The 22,756-nt window shown below is 42.6% G+C and carries 20 protein-coding genes and 1 tRNA gene; 5 read left to right on the plus strand and 16 right to left on the minus strand.

What is annotated here, in order from left to right; translation table 11 throughout:
• Window positions 1-100: 100 nt before the first annotated feature.
• The 5 genes from MKY23_RS19050 to MKY23_RS19070 all read right to left on the minus strand — a co-directional run bounded on the left by MKY23_RS19050 (window position 101) and on the right by MKY23_RS19070 (window position 5,149).
• Window positions 101-520: an organic hydroperoxide resistance protein gene (locus MKY23_RS19050; protein ID WP_090923686.1), complete on the minus strand. Its 420-nt coding sequence runs from the start codon at window positions 518-520 to the stop codon at window positions 101-103.
• A gap of 235 nt (window positions 521-755) precedes the next feature.
• Entirely contained in the window at window positions 756-2,453 is a 1,698-nt protein-coding gene (locus MKY23_RS19055) for a CotH kinase family protein (RefSeq protein WP_339831433.1), read from the minus strand.
• A gap of 183 nt (window positions 2,454-2,636) precedes the next feature.
• Window positions 2,637-4,532: a M1 family metallopeptidase gene (locus tag MKY23_RS19060; protein WP_339831435.1), complete on the minus strand. Its 1,896-nt coding sequence runs from the start codon at window positions 4,530-4,532 to the stop codon at window positions 2,637-2,639.
• Entirely contained in the window at window positions 4,465-4,869 is a 405-nt protein-coding gene (locus tag MKY23_RS19065) for a hypothetical protein (protein WP_339831437.1), read from the minus strand. The genes MKY23_RS19060 and MKY23_RS19065 overlap by 68 nt, the downstream gene beginning before the upstream one ends.
• 207 nt (window positions 4,870-5,076) lie before the next feature.
• Window positions 5,077-5,149: transfer RNA gene (locus MKY23_RS19070), tRNA-Val, on the minus strand.
• Between the two features lie 147 nt (window positions 5,150-5,296).
• Between MKY23_RS19070 and MKY23_RS19075 the strand changes: the two genes are divergently transcribed.
• The 3 genes from MKY23_RS19075 (at window position 5,297) to MKY23_RS19085 (ending at window position 6,685) form a co-directional block, all read left to right on the plus strand.
• Window positions 5,297-5,578: a hypothetical protein gene (locus MKY23_RS19075; protein WP_339831439.1), complete on the plus strand. Its 282-nt coding sequence runs from the start codon at window positions 5,297-5,299 to the stop codon at window positions 5,576-5,578.
• 272 nt (window positions 5,579-5,850) lie between these two features.
• The gene (locus MKY23_RS19080) at window positions 5,851-6,294 is read left to right on the plus strand and encodes a GNAT family N-acetyltransferase (protein WP_339831441.1); all 444 of its coding nucleotides are present in this window, start codon (window positions 5,851-5,853) and stop codon (window positions 6,292-6,294) included.
• 154 nt (window positions 6,295-6,448) lie between these two features.
• A complete protein-coding gene (locus MKY23_RS19085; protein WP_090923789.1) occupies window positions 6,449-6,685 on the plus strand; it encodes a DUF3892 domain-containing protein in 237 nt (78 codons plus the stop codon).
• A gap of 106 nt (window positions 6,686-6,791) precedes the next feature.
• On the opposite strand, the gene MKY23_RS19090 is transcribed toward MKY23_RS19085, so the two are convergent.
• The 4 genes from MKY23_RS19090 to MKY23_RS19105 form a co-directional block, all read right to left on the minus strand.
• The gene (locus MKY23_RS19090) at window positions 6,792-7,073 is read right to left on the minus strand and encodes a hypothetical protein (protein WP_339831443.1); all 282 of its coding nucleotides are present in this window, start codon (window positions 7,071-7,073) and stop codon (window positions 6,792-6,794) included.
• Window positions 7,057-7,284: a hypothetical protein gene (locus MKY23_RS19095; RefSeq protein ID WP_090923691.1), complete on the minus strand. Its 228-nt coding sequence runs from the start codon at window positions 7,282-7,284 to the stop codon at window positions 7,057-7,059. The genes MKY23_RS19090 and MKY23_RS19095 overlap by 17 nt, the downstream gene beginning before the upstream one ends.
• Window positions 7,285-7,439: 155 nt before the next feature.
• Window positions 7,440-7,769: a DUF3889 domain-containing protein gene (locus tag MKY23_RS19100; protein WP_090923692.1), complete on the minus strand. Its 330-nt coding sequence runs from the start codon at window positions 7,767-7,769 to the stop codon at window positions 7,440-7,442.
• A 57-nt stretch (window positions 7,770-7,826) separates the two neighbouring features.
• Window positions 7,827-8,138, minus strand: a complete 312-nt coding sequence (locus MKY23_RS19105; RefSeq protein WP_339831447.1) for a hypothetical protein — start codon at window positions 8,136-8,138, stop codon at window positions 7,827-7,829.
• Between the two features lie 285 nt (window positions 8,139-8,423).
• Here MKY23_RS19105 and MKY23_RS19110 point away from each other — a divergent pair, with 285 nt between their 5' ends.
• Window positions 8,424-9,326, plus strand: a complete 903-nt coding sequence (locus MKY23_RS19110; RefSeq protein WP_123062476.1) for a manganese catalase family protein — start codon at window positions 8,424-8,426, stop codon at window positions 9,324-9,326.
• Window positions 9,327-9,575: 249 nt separating this feature from the next.
• Here the strand turns inward: MKY23_RS19110 and MKY23_RS19115 are convergent, their stop codons facing one another.
• Window positions 9,576-9,863: a DUF5071 domain-containing protein gene (locus MKY23_RS19115; protein WP_336120351.1), complete on the minus strand. Its 288-nt coding sequence runs from the start codon at window positions 9,861-9,863 to the stop codon at window positions 9,576-9,578.
• 244 nt (window positions 9,864-10,107) lie between these two features.
• Here MKY23_RS19115 and MKY23_RS19120 point away from each other — a divergent pair, with 244 nt between their 5' ends.
• Window positions 10,108-10,341, plus strand: coding sequence for a hypothetical protein (locus MKY23_RS19120; RefSeq protein WP_336120352.1), 234 nt, complete (start codon window positions 10,108-10,110; stop codon window positions 10,339-10,341).
• 282 nt (window positions 10,342-10,623) lie between these two features.
• Here MKY23_RS19120 and MKY23_RS19125 read toward each other — a convergent pair whose 3' ends face one another.
• From MKY23_RS19125 to MKY23_RS19150, 6 genes are all read right to left on the minus strand, one after another.
• The gene (locus MKY23_RS19125) at window positions 10,624-11,013 is read right to left on the minus strand and encodes an Imm8 family immunity protein (protein WP_336120353.1); all 390 of its coding nucleotides are present in this window, start codon (window positions 11,011-11,013) and stop codon (window positions 10,624-10,626) included.
• Between the two features lies 1 nt (window position 11,014).
• Window positions 11,015-17,515 carry a polymorphic toxin-type HINT domain-containing protein gene (locus MKY23_RS19130; protein WP_339831452.1) on the minus strand — a complete coding sequence of 2,167 codons (6,501 nt, stop codon included), beginning with the start codon at window positions 17,513-17,515 and terminating at the stop codon, window positions 11,015-11,017.
• A gap of 75 nt (window positions 17,516-17,590) precedes the next feature.
• Window positions 17,591-19,123, minus strand: coding sequence for a fibronectin type III domain-containing protein (locus MKY23_RS19135; protein ID WP_339831454.1), 1,533 nt, complete (start codon window positions 19,121-19,123; stop codon window positions 17,591-17,593).
• 535 nt (window positions 19,124-19,658) lie between these two features.
• Complete coding sequence (locus tag MKY23_RS19140) at window positions 19,659-19,979, minus strand: hypothetical protein (RefSeq protein WP_339831456.1); 321 nt, start codon at window positions 19,977-19,979, stop codon at window positions 19,659-19,661.
• Window positions 19,980-20,196: 217 nt separating this feature from the next.
• A complete protein-coding gene (locus tag MKY23_RS19145) occupies window positions 20,197-20,649 on the minus strand; it encodes a copper amine oxidase N-terminal domain-containing protein (protein WP_339831459.1) in 453 nt (150 codons plus the stop codon).
• 369 nt (window positions 20,650-21,018) lie between these two features.
• On the minus strand, window positions 21,019-22,734 hold the full coding sequence (locus MKY23_RS19150; protein WP_339831462.1) for an ABC transporter ATP-binding protein: 1,716 nt from the start codon (window positions 22,732-22,734) through the stop codon (window positions 21,019-21,021).
• Window positions 22,735-22,756: the final 22 nt, after the last annotated feature.

Genomic DNA, 22,756 nt, shown 5'->3' on the forward strand with positions numbered 1-22,756 from the left:
AACGCGAAGCAAGTATAAGGCAAAAAACCTCCGAGTCTTCGGAGGTTTTTGTCTATTGCATTTATTTTATTCTAAAGGAAACGTTACGAAACCCGTCTGCTTACGCCTGCTCTACTTTAACGTTAACATTACCTTTGATCGCTTTGGAATAAGGGCAATATTCATGAGCAAGTTTCACAAATTTTTGAGCCGTTTCTTCATCCAGGCCGAGAATTTTTACTTCAAGCTCCACATCCAGCTTTACACCACCATCTGCCGGGTCCGCTACCAAGGCAACAGTTGCAGATACGGTGCTGCGTTCAATCGTTACATTGTGCTTTTTCAATTGAAATTCCAACGCAGAGTTAAAACATGCACTGTATCCTGCTGCGAACAATTGCTCCGGGTTAGTCGCTGTTGTGACTTGACCTCCAAGTTCAGGGGGTGTAGCTACATCCATCATAAATACGTTATCCGGGGATTGTACGATCCCTTGGCGTCCACCCGTATTAATAACTGTCGTTTCATATAGAGTTTTCATATTAAAATTCTCCTCTTCCGATTTAAGTTTTTGTTATATGTTTTGAACATGTTTTCTTTTAACTTGTTTACAAATTGATTTTACACAATTTAATTTGCTTTGTAAATAGTTTTTTAAAATTAAAAAAGAGCGACCTTGTAAGGTAGCTCTCTATATTGTTTTAAGGCAAAACCAAAGCACAAACATTCGTGTAATCTCCAATACCTAGCAATGGAAAACGGAATGACATCTGAGTTTATTGGGATGTATCCGATTTTGATGTTTCAGATTGCTCCGTTTTTTCACTCTGTTGATTTTGATTTCCGGAATTACGATTGAACCCTGGGCCTCCGAATCCACCCCTCATGCCGTTTCCTTTGAGACCATCTCCCAATTTGTTTAGGTCAACGGAAGATGCATCGATCAGCTTATCCGCACTCGCTTTTTGCCCTTCTGTAGTGGAAGGGATCGTTCCATCAAGCTGTCCTTGAATGCTCTCGGCACGCAATGTTCCTAATTTAGTCAATTCAGCAACAGCTTCTTTATACTTGTCATATGTCACGAACGCAGTCGCATCATTTTTTACGTAATCCGTAATCAGATTGTTTAATGTCTCTACCGTTTGCTCAAATTTTCCGTTGGCAAAATAACCGTCCACGATTTGTTGCAAGTATTCATGATACTTCGCTTTGTACTCAGGAACCTCCAGCAACTTGCTTAGAATCGGCCGTTCTTCCATCGTTACGCCCGATAACGGGGTATCAATGGCAAGATTGACCACATCGGATGCGGAACCTGCCTGGAATCCACCAAAAGCCATATTGTAGTCCCAAGGCAACATACTGATCTTGCCGTTATTCTCATATAAATAATAGTTATGCCCCATATTGGATGTGTAACTATCCATGTTAACCACCACATTATGAGCTGCAAAATATTTGAGCACAGCACCCACATCTACATATTTCTCAAGATCGGTGCCCGCATTCAAGTTTTTGAGTGCTTCAATCACACGTTGTTCATCTTCTTCCGTCGTTTTGGTCCTTGCATTATCAAAAATGCCAGAATAACTGGACACTTTATCATCCGTATACACTAAGGATACGCCGTTCGTGCCACCATTCATTCCACCGCCTCTGCCGAACCCCCGACCACCCTCTCCGCGAGTGTTGGCAGTCTGAGATTTGGCATCGTCTGTTCCTTCACCTTGATCGCTTGGCGGCTCCATGCCTTCAGGAGGCTGACGGTCTCCCATCCCTCCAGCATCCCCTTCTGCTGGCGGGTTCCCCATTCCCATTGGGTTTCCCATTCCGCCCGCTCCCATATTGCCATCGTTATTGGGTTTGTAGATCTCTCCTTCACCATTCTTCGCACGTGCCAGATATCCGCTGTCTATGTCTTCAACAGCCAAATATAAGCCCCACGCCTTTCCGTTTACGTTAATGTTGGCAAAAGAAAACAGCGGTGCATCAACTCCGATATAACTCATGATGTCATAGCTGAGATACTCTTTCATATAACTGGCGTCGGAAATCATATTATTCACGACCATTTTATCAAGACCATTCCAGGTCTGACCTTTGACGTATTTGTCAAACTTGATTTTGAAACTATACCGATCGGTTGAATCGTCCTGTGCCACTTGCCTCAAACTGGAGTTTCCTTTGGCTCGTATACCTACATTTTCTATGGTTGTTCCATTGATCGTTACATTGGCCTTGATATAGTTTTCCTCTGTTGCCGTGTCCAGCATTTCCTGCCAGGCATCCTCATCTACATCAATGGAGAAAGACATCACTTCCGTTTTATTAAAGTTTTGTGCATAATCCACCGTTTTCGTCTGATCTTCTGTAGATTGTTTTTCCGTAGTTGTAGTCGTTGTTGTTGATTGCAGAGCTCCACTCTCATTGCTGCAAGCCGCTAATAACATCGAAGCAATCACTGTAGTTGTCATAACATTTCGCCATTTGTTATTTATCATATCATTTCCCACCTTTAGTTCTCTTTTATATTCCTGTTACAGAGAAGTTTAAAAGAGAAACCTTAAATGGAACTGAACAAGCAAAAAGAGCCACCTTCTAGGCGACTCTTTATAAAAATTTCTTTTTATGCTTCTACTTTATGATGGCTAAATGCATCATTCGACTTTTTTGCTGTCTTTCAATTTACCGTTGCCATCCAGCTCATAGGATTGGTAAATGTCATTAGAGAGCGTTAGAGATTCCAGAATCTTCTCCATAAAGGACGCTGATGCCTTGGTACTGAGATGGTCGCCGTTCCAATAGTAATGAATCATAAGACGATTTTGATTGTATGGATGTTTAATAACATATGCTCCGGAGTGTCCAGATGCGTTCATAGCCTCTTTCCAGTCCAAACCGATACCCTTTGCCCGAACATTAATGTTGTTTTTCAAAGCTTGAACCATACCATTCGACTTTGCATCACCAACAAGAATGAGGTTACTGCTGCCAATCTCACGTTTCAGCTTCTGCTTCAACTGTTTTCGATCCCGAACTACATCGTACTTCATGCCAAATACATCAAAAATCTGAATTAACTTGCTGGTCGCTTGTTCCTGTTGTTTTGCTGCTTCTTTGCTCACCTGATCTCCAAGTACAATGGTTAATGGCTCCCCTCGAAAGGACTTTTCCATTAAACGAATCATCACTTCGTAAGGCAGATTTGGAATGTTATTCACCACTGCTTCATACTGCGGCTGATAGGCATCATGCATATATGCTGCAAGTTCCTTCTTCGACATTTGATATTCCTGCTTAAGCTCAAATCCTGGCTCCATTAAAGCTTTTCCCATGTCCTGACGCTGTTCTTTACCAAGAACATCCTCAATAGTACCAAGTAATCCATCGATTGTAGCGTTTTGATAAACAAAGCGATTAAAATACTCCTTCATGAACGCATCAAATTTTTGTTCACCAACAGAGCGATATAATTGATAAATGGCCTGACGTCCCTTTTGGTAAAATACATAATTAGCCATGTCTCCTACTTGTTCATTCGTAGAAGCAATGGGAAGATCAATAGGTGACGGATCGAGCTGAATCGATCTGAACCCTCCCAGCTTATTGCCCTGCTTTTCTAGAAAATACACCGTGGAGAACTCGGCAAAACCTTCATCCAAAAAAGATTCCGTTTCTGAATTGTTCCCGATTAAAGCATGGAACCACTGATGTGCAATCTCATGTATAAACGTGGTATCCTCTTCAGGCGATAACCCCGCAGGACGCTGCGGCATCTGTATTAATCTTGAATACTCCACGCCAAAGCCATCCACATAAGTCTCGATGACACGAAATTCGGGATATGGATATTTACCATATTTCTCACTGTAGAACGCTATGACTTTAAATGCATAATCAATGTATTTGTCCACCGTAGCTTTTTTGGCAGGATCATCACCCGAATAAAAATATTCCACGGTTAGACCATTACGCGTCTCACGTTCTACCTTTAAGTTGGCGCCAGCAAAAAAAGCAAATTCTCTGGTGTTCGCTGCGCGCGCTGTAACCACTTTCCGTCCTTGTTCAGTACTGTTTTTGGAAGTGATATCTCCCGGCATGACCACCTGATATGACTCAGGCACATTGAACTCAACATCGAAATCGGATGAGGTATAGTAATCACTCTCGAATGAAGTGCTGTACGGTGTCTTATTCCATTGATGTGTAGTCTCGTCATACACAGACATCACAGGAAACCAATGTGCTCCGTTGACCTGATCCTTGTAATACGATATTCGTTGCATGCCATAAGGAATGTCGATCCGATAATCCACTTGGAAAGTAATTGACTGACCTGGTTGTAGAGGTGCCTTCAATTGTACATGTAATGCCTGATTTTGGTTATTGAAAAGAAGATTCTCTCCTTGCTGCGTCACTTTCACAATATCCATCCCGCCCAAAAAATCTGACGCTTTCTTCTCCGGGTGTTCTTTGGCTATTTGCTCATTCTGGTCTGTATACATAATCGTTTGCGTTGCTTTGGATCGATTCGCATCTGCATAGGTATGCATGACCAACTCTTGAAGGGTATCTTTTGCTCGTATTCAGGTAGGTCACCGTCTGGCTACCCTGTATTGTCATGTCTTTTTCGTCCAGACGTGCTTTGATCTGGTACTGAATCGGGGATTGTTCTTGGGACATGGCTTGTTGTGAGCGCATGCGAAAATCTTGTTGCATCTGGAACGCTTTCTTCGTTGTCTCAGTACTGGTAGCCAAGCTATCCCCCTCCGAGGAGGTGGCATACGTAGTTTGGATGAATGAGGATGTTGTGAGCGCCAGTACCAATGTGCTTAATATGGCCTTTTTCATCACGTTTTTGTTAGTAGATTGGGTTTTAGAAGCGTGCATTTTCTCTCTCCTCTGTTCTATGTTGTTTGCTTACTACAACAATAAGAGATCAACCTTACATTGAATTTAGGTTTGGTTTAAATTTTGTTTAAAAAAGCATAGCATGTCCCCATTCCCGCACCGAATTCTCCCCCAAAAGCCGATTTAACCATCCATATTGGTTCAGAAAAAAGAAAAAAAGCCTTGCGTAGCAAGGCTTCTTAAGTATGATCTGTAGTGGGCTCGAACCACTGACCCCTACCCTGTCAAGATAGTGCTCTCCCAGCTGAGCTAACAGATCATGTATATTAGGTTTCGTTCAATGAAGTAACAGTATCATACCAAGTAAACGTCTTCATTGTCAATCATTAAATTGGTTTTAAATCATCCATATTGGAGCACAATAATGGAAAGCTTACAATATTCTGCAATAGGAGAATGTATAGTGATGATGAATAAACATACTGACCAATCGCTTAATCCACACCATAACAATAAACACCATAATAAATACTGGAAGCTAACTGCTACTCATGTTGCTGTTTTGCTCATTCTCGCCTGTACCTTGACTGGTTGCAGGCTGGAACGGGACGAGCATACGGTACAATTTCAGCAATTGCACCAACCGAATGAACAAAATGAATCGCTGCCTGTCTGGATGGACGTCTACTCAAAATCCATAAATCAAGAGGTATACTCCCCTCAGGGAAACAGTGAGTTTTTGCCTTAAATAGCAGAATGAGATCTAGAGCCTTTATCAGAAGTACATACTCACTCTTCTTCATCCCATTTGCGTGAGTATGCCTTCTTGGTCACATAATATAACAAAGCGATCATTCCCGCCGACATAAGCAATGTAATGGTCATAATAGCCGCCATTCCCATGACTCTCCTCCTCCTCCAAAGTCCCAATATGTACCAAACTTAACTATACAGGAAAAGCATTTTTTTGTATAATGCAGTCTGAACTTGTGCGCATGGAGCAGAAAGAAGGAATCGAATTTGGCAGCAGAAATTAGTTATGTCACGACAGAAGAAGAATTGAAGCAAGCTCTTGAGATTCGCCGTCAGGTTTTTGTCATTGAGCAACAAGTGCCCGAAGAACTCGAAATAGATGAATACGATGTTATCAGTCCTGATGTGCATCATGTATTGCTTCATACCGATGGTCAGGCTGTTGCCACAGGGCGTCTCATCTATTACAGCAAAGATACGGCCAAAATGCAGCGAATTGCTGTACTGGAGTCCTACCGTTCCTTCGGGTATGGACGTGTGCTCTTGTTAGCGATGGAGGAGCTAGCTCGTGAGCTTGGATTAACCTATTCGCTCCTGGATGCCCAGTGTCAGGCGCAGAAATTTTACGATAAACTCGGTTATGAAGTGATTTCGGAAGAACCTTTTTACGATGCCGATATCCTACATGTCCGTATGAGAAAAAGCCTGTAGTCCAGCAAAACAACTCACAACACAGGCACTACATACATTACACACCTATTCTCGAAATGTGGAATGTTGTAAAGAATGCATACTTCTCGCGAGTTCGGACAGGCTAACAGGGTAAACCTATTCCCATTTGGTCATAGAAGGAGAGTGTGACATGATGGATCAAACAACACGCGAAACATTCACAGCAGTACAAAAGAATGGTGACGGTGACTTGACCGCCTTCCAGACATCGACAGGCCGTATTCTGGATTATCAGCAAGCTCTGAACGAAGTGAAGGCTGGAACAATCGCTGGTGTGAATGTATTCAAAGGCAAGGATGGAGAAATGTATATTCGCGGCGATGCCGACGGCGACCCGACCAACAACCTTGACCAGCTTCCGAATTTCTGATAAATGTATTCATCATACAGCGCCAATCCTTACGGATTGGCGTTTTTGCTGTAACTTCTGCAGAAGTCTGTTACACACCTAGGCGTACTATTCGCCCCTCAATGAATCAGTAATCCGTAAAATATTTTACTGCATTGCCAGCAGGCTGTGCTCTTCGCACGGGCTTGGGTTCCTGCTCCCAGGCCTGCAAAATCTGTATACTTTCCACCGTAGATGGTTGGGGCCAGGAGATATATCCTTTCTGTTCAAGCGCCTGTAGTGACTCCCGAATGTGCACCGGGTTGCGCCCTGTCTTGGTTTCCAGTTCATCCATACGTGGAATTCTACGTTGCTGACCTGCATAGTTGACAATAATACGAAGTATTTTACGTTCAAAGTCGTTCAGCATACTTCAGTTCTCCCTTCCGATTCCGATCCGTTACAGGGCGCCATGCCAGAATATTTTGCTCCAGAAAAGTCCGGGGTACCCCTTCCATGCCATCAGATGCCCGAATTACTCCGCCTCGCATGCTGTTAATTCGAATCTGCCGTTGCGTAATCTGTCCCGCACGATCCATGTACACAAGCTCCACCATCTGGCCAACATACTTCCCTAGCATGATCATCCCTCCAATAAGAACATTTGTTTGTATTCATTATTATATGCGAACATAAGTTCTTTATTCAATAACAAAAAAAAGGAATTTCGAAAAATAAAAAACCAGACATACTCCGGGCAAGACGGAAGTCTGGTTCTTCAGGTGAAGATCGAATATTAGTGACGATCTGATTCAGAAAATTGCACTGTTTTTAACTGTTGCGTATTCGGATTAAAATCCACATTAACATAAACAGCAAATTGCTTGCCGTCTTTGGCTCGAACCCACAGCTTGAACTGCTCTCTGGACTGATTCGCGCTAAGCGACGAACGGCCGATATGTTTGTAATCCAGAATGTCGACATTGTACTTCGTTTGGGTTTCCTTCACGGCGATGATGCCCCATTTCGCATAATCCGGAATGTTGCTGCTTGCTGCCGAAATGGTTGTTGAGATGCCTGCGAAACCTAGAACAAGCGTTAATATCGTTATCATAAGCACTCTCATGCATTTCACTCCTTGGGAGAATGTGTTTGCTGATATCGTGCCCGTTAGGCTTACATTTTACACCCAGATTCGCAAAATCCAGACCGCTGGCAACAGCCAAAATGGAACAACTGGCATCAGTTTAACCAATGGATCTACCTCGGAAGTATTACTGAAGCTCATCCCCCAATCCCCGGAAAGAAAATGCTGCTCTGCCTGGGACTCTTCTATAGGCTCTAAACCATACTTCTCCATAAGTATTTGCCTTGTCTGTTCATCCACCTTAACATCATTCCCTACACCGCTTGCCGCCACATGTGCACTGTTTATGTAAGTTAACATCATTAAACTCACTATTGAACATACGATATGTATCCGTATAAATCTCATATGTATTCCTTCCTTTCTACTTCGAATCCATGACCAAAGATCGGCGCAACTTAAAACAACTTGTCTGATTGTACATAATAATTGTGAAAATGGAAATACCAAACGGTGAACTATTCACCACGTTCTTCAAACATTCGTAGCAGATAGTACATGCCCCTTTAGACCCATTTCATAGTTTATTTGTTTAAAAAATCCATAGACCGTGTAATGGGCTTTGACTGACCAAGCTTAATCCAACGTCGCCCGAGTCCATTTTCACCCCATATTCGAGGAGGTTATATCTGCATGTTCAAACGTCTGGATGAAATTTTGATTGAAATTCCCAACGTCGAAAAGCCTGATCCCAATGCAGCAGCAGCTATACAGGAATTGCTTGGTGGTAAATTTGGAGAAATGTCCACACTGAACAACTACCTCTACCAATCCTTTAATTTTCGCTCCAAAGAAAAACTAAAACCATTCTACGACCTCGTCATGAGTATTACGGCCGAAGAATTAGGACATGTTGAACTGGTATCCCATGGGATTAACCACTGTCTCCGAGGATCAACCGAATATAAAGAACCTGATCAGACACCACTCGGTTCCGTCAAAGATGCAAGGCTTTCGTATCATTTTCTGGCAGGCGCACAAGGCGCAATGCCATTTGACTCGATGGGCAATCCGTGGACAGGTGCCAATGTCTTCAACAGCGGCAATCTGGTAGAGGATTTGTTGCATAATTTCTTCCTCGAATGTGGAGCCCGTACGCACAAGATGAAAGTATACGAAATGACCGATCATCCCGCAGCTCGCGAAGTTGTCGGTTTCCTGCTCGTACGCGGCGGTGTGCACGTGGTGGCGTATGCTAAAGCGATTGAAATTGCGACAGGTGTCAATGTCACCAAACTGATCCCGATCCCTTCTTTGGATAACAAAGCCTTTAACGAGGCTCGTAAATACGAAGAAAAAGGCGTACACACCAAGCTGTACACCTATAGTGATAAAGACTTCAATGCCATCGACCAGATCTGGAAAGGCACGCATCCCGAAGATGGACAACCTCTGGAAGTCATTCAGGGCATTCCTCAAGGCTTCCCAATCCCCGAAGCTCCGGCGGTGGAGGAAGAATTCGCACCAGGCATCTCACACGAGGACTTCAAGGAGATTGCACGTCGCCTGAAAATGGCGGGGAATATTGCTGATTAAGAAACATGTTGTAGTTGGCCTATATGAAAGAAAGCCCTCAAACTCTACTGTTTGAATGCAGTAAAGGTCTAAGGGCTTTTTGAATTAAATAAATAAATTGATTGTATGTAGTTAACTCCTTAACAAATCGCAATTTTCAGGTAAACGTGCTATTTCCATGACTATAACTGGTTCAGCATAGGTACAATGACTTGATCCAGTTCCTCAAGTATCTCGCTATCCGTAGGACATTTTATGATTCTTTCTAAATCAGGTTTTAACATATGTAGACATTCTAAAGGTAATCGAGAGATTAGCCCAGTCAGCATAAAATACTCCCAAGTACAGTCTCTTGTTTGAAATACATATTGAATATAATTCGTCTCCGAATCTTAACAGCAAATCCTCCACGGGCTTTGAAATCGGCCAATTCCCATCCTGCAACCACTCCATAAGTTCGGGTAAAATATGTCTCAGTTCATCGTTACTCCGTTTGGCAAGTTTCTCTACGGATTCGACATCAAATTTATCTTTAGGTAATATCGTTCTGATATTCATTCGTTATTCCTCCTCAGGAAACTGCCCACTTTTGAAAATGCAAAAGTATTTCTTCTTAATTCCTCGCTCCGCCCGCACCTCGAAATTTCCCATGCTTTGATATAGCATTGCCACCAATCTTGTTCGTTTCTTTCAATTTCAATCCTATCAACCAGTTACAACGTCATCTTAAATAGGGTATTCCGAGCAAAGTGCTTCTTACTGTCATTACCTATTTAAGCTAGGTCAAGGGAAGTGAGCCTACTTGTCAACCATCAAGGATAGTTCAACGAATGAAATTGTAGCCTGCTATGTATCGGAGCGAATTACCATGAATCTGGCCACAAATACGCTACTTACAGAAAATTCGCAGATTCAAGAAGAAATAGATACCTTCATTCCGGTCAAGAGACCCACCACACACATCCTGATTTTCAAAAAAAGTAAAACGCTTAGGTCTTGGACAATCTATTTCCAAACGAGTGAACTGATGGGATAACGCACCGCAGAGTCGTTCTTTGGTCATTTTAAGGACGAAACCCCGTTGATAAGCTGTGTCACACTAGATATATTCAAACAAAAATCAAACAATATTGCCTACTACAATGACTACAGATACCAGTGCAACCTAAAAAAGATGACCCCTGTGCAGCACAGAGATCATCTTCTTAAAGCAGTATAGTCTTTTTTAGAAATGTCCTTCACATAGGATCCAGTTTAAAAGCAGATTGAGAGCTTTTTGGATTAAAGTTACGTACTTTTTTTAAAGATCTCGATTTTCTTAATCTGATATTATTTCAGTTTCTGAAATTAATTCAACATTATCATACTCCCATTTTAAGAAACGATTAATAGCTTGTGCCGTTTCACCCCAAGTAGTGCGAATGCAATCTCTCAAAATATAATTAATCTCCATTTTCAACACATTAAGATCAAACTGTTGAACAACAAATGTCGCTCTACAATTCAATATATTTTGATTTTTTTCAAGATAATTTATTATATAATCAGAAGTTACCACTTGAAAATAGAAACAATCGGAACCCAAGTCGTCTTCTTCAGCTATATAAGCTGTACATCTCAATTTAGTACCTTTCAATCCGTCAGAGACATCAATAATTTCAAGATCCTTTAGTACCGGTGTAACCAACAGATATCCCCACACTTTCATATTATTTCACACTAATATGGAAATTCCCTTCTGTTCGAGTATTCTCCAAATTTAATTCTAAACCTCCATGTTTCTTGTACCCGTATCTGGCAACATATCTCCCATCTTTACTAATATAAGTCGTATACCCGTTGGCTGCCGTTCCTTTAGTATAACCAGACCCGACAAACTCAATAGCCGTAGCTAATGCCGTTTTTTTTGAGATATAACTATTTTCCAACCCGGCATTTTTCGTATTAACTTTGCCCATAGTAGCTAGAGTCGTTGCACTTAAAGTACATTCCGTGTTATGCACCCAAATACCCAAATCTGTTACATAATACGTATGGAAATCTGCAACTGTAAAGTTATACACCATAATTGGCTCATCCAGTTTAACGAACTCAACCTTGTCTATCGTCAGGTTACTCCCGTCAGCTTTTTGGAGATTGTCTCCTGCTTGAAGTTCATCAGCAAAGACCCATCCCTTACCTTCAACAAAAAACGGATGATTATTGGTCGTCTCGATGATTTGCTCCCCAACATGTAATTTAATAATATCATCACGCTGGTTACGATATAAAGCAGTTACTTCTTTGTAGGCCAAATCTCCATTGGAGTCATATTCAGACTTAGCAAGAACCTTATCTCCGACTTCAATATCTTCGATATTTTTCTCTCCATTGTCTGTCTGCACCTTAGTCCCTGCAACAAAGCAGTTACAACCTCTTGAAGCAGGAGCATTTGTCTTACCTGCAGTTTTTCCACTACCTTTGGGAACAGTACTTGTACTTGTAACAACCCCCATTGCAAGTATCGCAGCATATTCCGCTGCTTTCCCTTTAATCAATTCATCTACTAACTGTTCAGTAGCCCAGCTAATATTACCCGCAGATTTAGAATAAGAACTTTTACCCAATGCCATGTCATACAAGTAATTAAATCGATTTCTGCTAAGGTATGAATCGAAGTCGTAACGATCTCGAATGGTATTTTTATGCAGGTTAAATAGTGAAATATTGATTCTAGCTTCCCTTAGCAGGTATCTCAGCTCTGTAGCGTAGGAAGGCTCTGCCATATGACCACTTGGATCAACATATCTTAACGGATTATTTTTCACATACGCATACAGATTCAAACTTAGCGGGTCATCCAGCTCACCATCAAACGTATCTTCATTAATAAACCTGCCCGTATTTGGATCGTACCATCTTGCTCGTAAATATTGCAACTGCGTCGTATCATCCCATAGTTCTCCGGAGTACAAGAACGGATTATGGACCTTCTCCTCTTTCGACTCCAGATTACCCCACACGTCATACTGATACTTGTTCAGTAATACGCCATTGACATCCCGCAGCTCGGTAATATCTCCATGCCCATTGCTCTGCACATACGCTTTGCTACCATCTGCATAAACAATCGCTTCCAACTTGGCACCGCGAATATAGTTCGCTTTGAGTTCTGGCGTACCGTTGCGCACTTCGGCTTCGGCAATAATCTGAGCGCCATCATCATAATAGTAACGCGTAGTGACACCATTCTCTGTACGCTCGACAAGCAGGTTATCACCGTTGTACTGGTATCCCACTTTGGCCGTATCTGTGGTCACTTGAGTCAGACGATTACGGTTATCGTACTGATACTCACTAGTTACCGCGTTGACTTCCTTATCCGACTGCATGGTCAGGCGGTTGCCTTGTTTATCATAGGTGTACTGCTCGTTATTGCCACTTGACGTGATCATCCGATCGAGTTGGTCATACGTAAAGTCGTCCTGTACGCCTTGCTGTACACGCTTCGTTATGTTTTTGTTGTTATCATAACTGTAGTTGTACACACCAAGTGTAGCTTGATCTCGCACTTGCTCAAGCCCCACCAGATCCAGACCGTTATACGTTTTGCGATCATTTACACCATTTAGTGATTGGGACGATTTAAAGAGCCCATTCAGATAATGCGAGTACTGCGCGTCTGGCGCGTTCTTCGCTGTTCCTACCGATGTCATTCGGTCCATCGTGTCATACGTGTAGTAAACCGTGTTGCCAAATGGTCCTTTCATCTCGGTCTGGTTACCGTTCAGATCATAGGTAAACTCTGCAGTAAGTCCATCCGGATAGGTCATTTTTGTCAATTGCTCGGTTGCTGGGTCATATTGATACCCTGTCGTACCCGTGCGATCTGTCATGCTCGTACGTTTCCCTAAGGCATCAACAGTATAGCTGATCGTTTCGTCCGAGCTCACTTTACGTAGCAAGTTACCACGCAGATCATACTCATATGTGAATGTATTTCCATTTCGATCCACATATTTCGTCAAGTTACCGCCAGGTGTATAGTAGCTTTTCGTGATATTACCTGACTTGTCTTTCGTCTGAAGGCGGCGATTCAGCTGATCATACGTATTTTCTTTCACGTTACCTGCTGGATCAATTGTCTTAATTAGATTAGCTGCCAAGTCGTAGCTATATTGTGTCTGTTCTCCATTGGCGCTGGTCACTTGGCGGAGCTGGCCCACGACATCATAACTAAATGCAGTCACATTGCCATTACCATCGGTTTGCTCCAGCGTTTGACCGCTGATGTTATCGTATTTGTTTTTCTCCAATACTCGGAGGACCTGATCCAGCTGCGTTTTCTCTTCCGTTTTGATGCCTTTGCCCCACTTATCATAGGTTGCAATCTGCATATAGCCTTCAGCATCCGTACTTGTTGCTGTACGAGCTACATCATCGTATTTCATGGATATGGATGTACCATCAGCTCCGGTGGTCATCACCACACGGTTCCAGTTATCGTACGTATTACGAGTACGGTTGCCCAGGGCATCGTCTGTCCAGGCAGCCCGGCTATACGGATCATATCCGGTACGTTGAGAGACTACATAGCCGTTTCCTGAGAAATAACCATTCTCGATGGCCTGACCCAGTGAACTCCATTTCTGTAACCGTTGCTGCCCTGACTCGTCCGTCACTTTGATCGTATTGTTGATATCATCGTAATCCGCACGGAGTTTTGTTCCATCCGTTTGCGTTACATCAATGGTACGACCCATCGCATCCATGCGATACTTGGTTGTACGCTGCTCTGCATCTGTAGAAGAGATCAAGTCACCGGTGGTCATGTCATATTCAGACGATGTGCTGACCTGCGTTGTTTGACCATCCACATCGGTCACCATCATGCTTAGACGTGTTGGAAACGCATTTTGATAACGACCATCATATTCAAGTGTGGCATTTCGTTCTTGTTTGCCGTCCGAAATGCGCTGGTTTAACAGGTTACCATAGGCATCATAGGTGTAATCTGCCTGTGTCAACAGTTCACCACCGGCACTGTCTTTACGATTCACAATTTGCTTGATGTTACCGAGGTTATCCCGTGAAAGAACTGTATATTTCTTGTTTGTCGCATCCACCATGTCGGTGACACTTGTTAACCAGTGTCTAGTGTCATCATACGTACTGGTCGTGGTGCGTCCCGTTGCATCCGTTACCGACGTAATATTGCCGTAATCATCCACCTGTACGGTGGTCGTTAAAACATCCTTGGCCTGGTTATCGGTTACCGTCGTTACCGTCGGTGTTGATGCAGCATAACTACGTCCTTTGACCGTTTTACCGTAGGTATTGGTTGTTGTCTGGGTTTTTCCCTCTGCACTAACCAGGGTCCGATCCAGATAAAACTGGGCTGGTGTGTCATTGGTAATAAAATCTTTGCGGTAGTTGTATTGCGTATTGGTTAATCCATTACTTACCGAGACAGCAAATGTTGTATCCTGTGAGAATGTAGCTCCCAGATCGGACGTATAGCTATACGTCTGACGGTTGAAGTCTTCTGTTGCTCCATTTTCATACGTAATCTGATCTTTACGAGACAAGACACGGTAGGCATCATTGAAGGACTCTTCACCAAGATAACGCTTAACCGGCCCGTTTTCATAATCATAGAACGTTTTGGCACCCGTATTATGCTGGACTGATGTCAGTAGCGCATAGGGGTTAAGTGCTGCACGTTCCGGGCTAAAGCCAGGCAAGTTAAACTTGGCATCCGCCAGTTTGTAAGAATACGTCGTTTTTCGTCCTAGCGGATCAATGACCGAATCGAGTAGTTCGATGCCATTTTTCATCTGTTTGTTATAGGTGACTGTACGGTTTCCTTGCACAATTGTTACGGCTGAAGACGTGTAGCTGATACGAATGGTATTGCCTATAGCATCCTTCACTTGGGTTAACAGTTTGCTGTTATACACCGAATTGTTTTCATAGAAAAATTGAACCGTATTTTTCTGTCCGTCGGAGATCTGAAGCAGACGTCCATTCGCAGAAAAATATTGCTTGATTAATCCATCTGCAGAAGTCATCACCAGTGAAGACGTTTCTCCATTTACAGTAACCGTCGTATCCGGACTAACTGTGATGCCTTCCCAGTCGTACCCTTTTAGCTTATTCCCTGCAATTTCGTAGCGACCGCCATCGGCCAGCACCATAAACGTTTTGTTATTCTCCGTTTCGGTGTAAGGCAGTTTCCATGACCACCCCTTACCCAGTGGTGCTCGTTTGTCCGCAGCGGCGGGAATCGTTTTGTTATAGTAGGTGACATCTGTGTTATTGCCCACTTGATATGCCCGAATCTCGGCATTAGGCTGGGAAGCAATATAATAGTTATAGCCATCATTGATTCCGTTCTGGAACTGTACATTGGCATGATTGTTAATCTCGGTCTTGATACTGCTCGCATCGGACCAGTAGTCTGTACCATCTGTAGCCTGCGTAGTTGATTCTGCTGCACCCTCCGTAATCTCGGTTTCTACCCACGGGAGCTCATTCACATTGTAGGCTTTACGTTGCTTACCTCCTCCACCCAGAAGCACCCAAGAATCGAACCTTCTGCCTGACGTGGTCGCCGGTTTGATAACTGTACCCGAATAAAGTTGGGAGTAATTGCGTGTGTCTGACGATGGTATGGATACAGAACCGTCATATTTCGCTTCCCATGACTTGGTACATACAAAATTGGCCACCGATTTATTCGGTGATGGACAAGCTTTGGTATTCGTTACAGATGACCGCGTCAGCGTAATGGTCTGGCCTTGAACCGTAGCTGTTTTGGTTTGCGGACATGGGCTCTCTGACCCGGTTTGTACCCAGTTTCCTTTGGCATCATATTTACCAGGAATGGAATTTACGCAGGTTTGAGTAGGGGCCGTAATCGTTCGAGCAGGTTTATACTCTCCCGAAACCACAGAAGGGCTCCCCTGTTTATTGAGTGTTCCGCTAAAAACACCATTGTTGTAACTCACACTTGAAGCAAAACTGCTGGCATTTGTTGAATATCGGGTTGTTTGCTCTGTACGCGACTCCGCGGGTACGGGGTATACGATGGGCTGCTTGGCCGCTTGTTTGGCCTCCGCCTCAGTAGCATACGTACCTAGAAGTTTCGTTTTTCTTTCCTGAATTTCGGTTTCGAGATCGATAACACCATCGCCATCGTTATCCATCTGATACCACATGTTTTCGCTATATTTCACATGGTATTTCGGGATTTTCTTTTTACGAATAGCACTATACGTCACAAAATATTTGTAGACAGGATACTCGTATGTGTTAAAGCCTACCTCCTTATCATAGAACTGCGCTTCGGACGAGTTATACTGCCGTTGTAAGGAGAATCCCATACCACCCCGTCCTGGCAGCGTTGCATCCACATGCTCCAGGATTAAGGAACCACTCAAATTGGAGATGGCTTCTCCATTTTCACCTACGGAATAAGGCGCCTCGTTAAATGAATTCTTGTTAAATACCGGCGCTTTCTCGGAAATATGTTTACCCGGATCAGGCACACTGGTCGACGCAGCCAAAGGCTGGATAACATCTGAAGCTGTACTATGTGTCGCTTCATCTGCTGGTACGTTGTTATTCTCTTGATTTCCCGTAACGGATTCCGGGGCTGTCGTTGATTCTGACTGTTGGCCCTTCTCTTGAGCAGGTTCCTCCCCAGCAGGCTGGCTTGTTTCAGGAGCACTACTCTCTGGATCTGTTACAGGCTGTTCGACCGCTTCAGATTTCTCTTTGTCGGCCTCCTCATCCTCTGTCTTCGGTTGAGCAGGATCGGTGCCTCCATAAACCTCTTCGGTTACAGCAAACGTATCATATCGTTGCATGATACTGGACTGGTCAGCCTCAACACTGACAATTGACAATTCGTTGTTAAGCGAACCTTCTGCATAGACATCACTGGTTACGCTTTGAGATTCATTGATTTCTTTCGGATAAAGGGTATTCAGTGCTTCTTCAAATCTCATTTGACTATCTCTCATTTTGAAAAAGGCTGATAGAATTTGATTCAAGTTATATCCCTGATCCAGGTAACCTTGAATAAAACCTTCCGTCGTACCGAATTCGCTGATCATTACTTGAATCAGATCCGTAGTCTGACTCTGTTCTTCCTCCGCGTATGTAGTCGCCGGTATCCAGTTGCCAAAAAGACCTAGCACGACTGAAAAGATAAGAATAATATTCATAAACTTCTTCATTTTAGAATGTTTCAACTAAGTTTCGCTCCGTTCAATAAGTAGTAGCTACAATGTGCTAATCGTCTATGGATTGACTACCGTTGTTTTTTTCAAATTCCCATTTTTGTCGTATTCATAACTTATTTTCTTGCCGGATTCATAGATAATGCTCGTAAGCTGGCCTGAAGAATTATAGACGTAAGTATATTTTCCAATTCCTCTTTTTTTCACCGTATTACTTGCTTCGGATTCTTGACTTGACGTGGCTTTTGCTTTGATATAGAAGTTGTATTCTTTCGTTGCATCGAGATTGTTAATAATAAAGGTTTTTTCTTTGGTACTACCGATCATCACGTTGTTTTGGTAGATGTTGTATCCATCTTCAAGCTCATTTTGTGCTTTGGGTTGATCCCATGACAATTGAACAGAAGAAGAGTTTACGACTTTAAGTTTAAGGTTTTCAGGCTTATTGATCGGTACAACGACTATGGGTTGATCGTTAATCGTTATAAGCTGAGGAGAGATTAATTTTGTCCCGGCGTTATACTCTGACAGCGATCTTATTTCCTGTCCCCAAATATAGATCTGAGAAGATTTACTAACCGCCCCACTGATGGGTCCTTGCCCAGCTGCTACAGAGTCCACCTCCGATAAACCAGGTACTTTGACCGGTAATAAGCGTTCCGAAGTTGTACCGTCACCTAACTGACCACTTGCATTATTCCCCCAAGCCCAAACGGTTCCATCTTGTTTCAGAGCAAGAACATGCGATCGTCCTAAGGCAAGTTGTTTAACTTTACCCAATCCATCATTAATTGCTGGAAACTTTCTAGATTCTTTGGTTCCATCTCCTAATTGTCCATTGCTATTGCTACCCCACATCCATACAGCATCGTTTACGTCAATCACCGCTACATTGCTGCTGAAATTGGAATAGATATGCTTGATCTTTGTTGGAATGTCAATCCGGACAGGAACAAAACTTTCATTAGTGTTCCCATTACCTAATTCATAAGAAGCATTAGATCCCCACCCCCATAACGTACCGTCCTCTTGAATTGCCAGTGTGGTTTGACCTACAATAGCGATCTCAGTGACTTTATCTAAATTAGGGACAAGTGTGGGTTCCTTACGTGCATCACGATCTCCCAGTCCTAATTGTCCGTAAAAACCCGTTCCCCACGTCCAAACGTTTCCCTCCGTAGTTAAAACTGCATAATAATTACTTCCCTCAACTACCATTTTCACGTTTTTTAATGAAGAAAAAATTGAATCCAAATTAGAGGAAGAATTTCGCCAGTTTAATACTTTACCATTCTTCGTAATACCATAACTGCTGAATCGCCCAGTCGAAATACCAACCATATCTTTTGCTGAAGGAATAGCTTTTAGATCGTCGAATACTGAATCAGAATCCCTTCCTAATTGTCCATTATTCTGTCCAGCGGACCATATGGTTCCATCCCTACCCAATACCAAGAAATGCTGGGTTCCAATAGCTAACTGATTAACTGCCTTATCAGCTTTGTTTTCCTCTGCTTGGATGGTGCTTGTAACACCCATTGTCAAAATCAAACTTAGAGAAATTAATAATTTAACTGCTACTTTAATTTTCATTAGTTAAAATGTTCACCCTTACTATAGTATTCTCGTTTACTTTCTGTAATGCGATATGTTCTCTTCACACTGATCAGCCTCACTCCTGTTTATCTATTAGTTGTGAAATAGCTTTATCATTATCGTTTATTCATCTACAATAATAAATAGGCTTATTTTGTATTTTATTGTCTATTTTTGTCGAACAAAATCCTGATATAATATATAAAATCTTATATATGTATAATTGTCCAATTATGATTGGTTTTTTATAAATCCAATAATTTAATGCAACACATATAATAATTATTCATATGATATGTGTTATATATAAAATAGAGTTATTTTAGACAATAGTTTCAAAATAAAAATATCCTTTACACAGATAATTTCTGGTAAAGGATCGGTTATTAGACGAGTTACAATTACATCCATCTCAGATGTAAAAAACTAATTTTGATATAGTCCCATATGATATATGCATCATCTTGTTATCTTCTAACAATAAATCATTGCACATTTAAGTTGGATAACCCTTGAAATAATAATCTATCCATCACTTCCTTTTCCCATGCCACCAATACCTTCCCCACACGCCTAACACACCACACAACAACAGCGCACAGTATGCCCAGGCAAACAGCATAGCAAGCCCTAACCCGATGTTGGCATCCAAACGTTCATCGGTGATGTAGGTATACAATGCAAACATAAGAGGCACGGCGCCGATGATAAAAAGTCCCATAAACCAGCCAGCCAAGATACGAGGGGCGGTACCTTTGTCATTTCCCATCAGTTTACGAATCCCCAGCAATAACAACGATAAAATTAAAAGAAAACCGAGACAGGTAAGTAGTATTTTAGTCAGATCTGACATGTCGATTGCCTCCTAGTAGATAGACTGTTTATCAATAAACTTCACTGCTTCTCGTAAACATATTATACATTTCAGTCAAAGGTATACCTATCATTACCCAAAGGAGGTTTCTTTTTGTGTTTAATGCTCCATTTTTTACTGTTCGTATCATTTTACTGGCCTCTCGGTCCTTTAATATCAAAAAAATACCCCGGTATACTATACCAGGGTAGATTCACTATTCTATCGAAGTTTCAGGAAAAACGATGTGAATTGAAAGTGATGGTTTATCAAAATTCACCGTTGCACCTATGGATTCACTGATAAATCTGAGGTTCACATATAATGTGTTGCCTCCAAGGAAAGGTGTTTGTGATAAGGCAAATGATTTCCCATTCACAAATGCTGTCTTTTTATTCTCGCTTAATTTTATAACTGTAGCACCGTCTTGACTGCTTGCCGTCACTGTTTTGTTGATATTGTCCCAACTTACCTTCATATCATATTTCTCGAATATTTCACGAAAAGGAACCATAGATACTCCTGAGTATGCAACAATCGCATCAAAATCCAGTTTCTCTTCGTTTACGTAGATAGTCGCCCGAGGTGCCTCTCCTGCTGCAAAAATACTCGTTGAACATACAGACATGATTAAAAGGATAAGACCAAACGCAAATAATTTCTTTTTCATATGTTTCCCTCACTTTCTTCACAAATTTTCGTCAGCTATTATTTCACTACTTCTAGTAATGGAAGCATGATCTGTAGGCGGAGCACTAAAAGTACTACTAGGCACTGCAACCTCATTGACTTCTATGCTAGAGCATGATGCTACGCCATACCGCTTTGTCCTTCACGTCTCTCTTAATCCAATTAATACATTTTATTAAATTTCCTAACAAAATGATAACACTCCTTCCCCTCTCATTGTCAATATGTACATATACAAAAAAACTCGAAACTGAAGTTATTACTTCGTCTCGAGCCTTTTGTATAATAATTGAATTGTTGCTGTAATTACTTATTATTCATGCAATCATTCTTAAATTCATTCCCTGAACTATGCACCAAACTGCGCATAGTGCAGGCGACTGTAGATGCCGCCCGAAGCAAGCAGTTCCTCATGACGTCCCTGCTCTGTGATGCCTTGCTCGGCCACGACCACGATGCGGTCTGCGTTTTTGATCGTCGCCAGCCTATGAGCAATGACTAGTGTGGTACGCCCTTCGGAAAGTTCCGCCAGGGATTGCTGAATCGCGGCTTCCGTCTCGGTATCGAGCGCAGACGTCGCTTCATCCAGAATGAGAATCGGTGGATTCTTCAGGAACATACGAGCGATAGACAAGCGCTGCTTCTGTCCACCGGACAGCTTCACGCCGCGTTCTCCAATCAGTGTATCCAGCCCTTCCGGCATGGACAAAATCAAGGATTCCATCTGGGCCCGACGAGCCGCCATCCAGATTTCTTCTTCAGATGCATCCAGTTTGCCATACGCAATATTTTCCCGAATCGTACCATCGAAGAGGAATACATCCTGCTGCACGATCCCGATCTGACTGCGCAAGGAATCCAGTGTCATGTGCTGAATGTCCTGACCATCAATCGTGATGCGCCCTTCCAGCACATCATAGAATCGTGGCAGCAGACTGCAAAGTGTTGTTTTTCCCGCACCCGACGGACCGACCAGAGCTACCGTTTCACCGGCACGAACACTTAGATCGATACCCTGAATGACCGGCTCTTGATCCGAATAACCGAAATTCACTTGCTCGTAACGAATGTCTCCACGTAGATGGGATACCGGAACAGCATTAGGGCGGTCCCTGACATCCGGTTCCATATCAAGCAAGTCCGTATACCGTTTGAAACCTGCAATGCCTTTAGGATATGTCTCTATAACCGAATTAATCTTCTGAATGGGTGTCAGGAACACATTGGACAACATAATAAAGGCAATAAACTCCCCATAGGTCATGCTGCCGTTAATGACAAACCACGTTCCGCATACGAGCACAAACAACGATACCAGCTTCATTAGCACATAACTGATGGAAGAGTTCCACGCCATAATTTTGTAAGCGACCAACTTGGTTTGACGGAAACGACCGTTGTTTACAGCAAATTGTGCTTTTTCATACTCTTCATTGGCAAAAGCCTGAACCACGCGAATACCCGTAATGTTGTTTTCAACACGAGCATTGAAATCGGCAATATCCCCGAACATTCGGCTGAAGGCTTTGGACATTTTGTTCCCGAAATACAAAGATAGATAGATAATCAGCGGCACAATGATAAACGTCAGAATCGCCAGATTCCCATTAATGCTCATCATGATACTGAAGGCACCGACCAATGTCATCACGGCAATAAATACATCCTCCGGACCATGGTGGGCAATCTCTCCGATATCCATCAAATCATTCGTCATGCGGGATACCAGATGTCCGGTCTTCGTATTATCAAAATAACGGAAGGATAACTTCTGTACGTGATTGAACAGACTTTTACGCATATCCGTCTCGATATTGATCCCCAGCTTATGTCCCCAATAGGTTACAACGTAATTCAGGAATGAGTTCAGCAAGTAAATGCCCAGCAGTCCTAGACACGCCCATAGAATCCAATCCCAGCGTCCACCTGGCAGCAGATCATCTACAACCCGGTTCACAGCTAGCGGAAAAGCCAGCTCCAGCAACGCAACCAGAATTGCACAGGTGAAGTCCAGAATGAACAGTTTTTTGTACGGCCTATAATAGGCAAAAAAACGACGAAGCATAAACCTAGTTCCCCCTTACGGC

It is taken from the genome of Paenibacillus sp. FSL R7-0272 (genome assembly GCF_037969905.1).
Taxonomy (GTDB): Bacteria; Bacillota; Bacilli; order Paenibacillales; family Paenibacillaceae; genus Paenibacillus; species Paenibacillus polysaccharolyticus.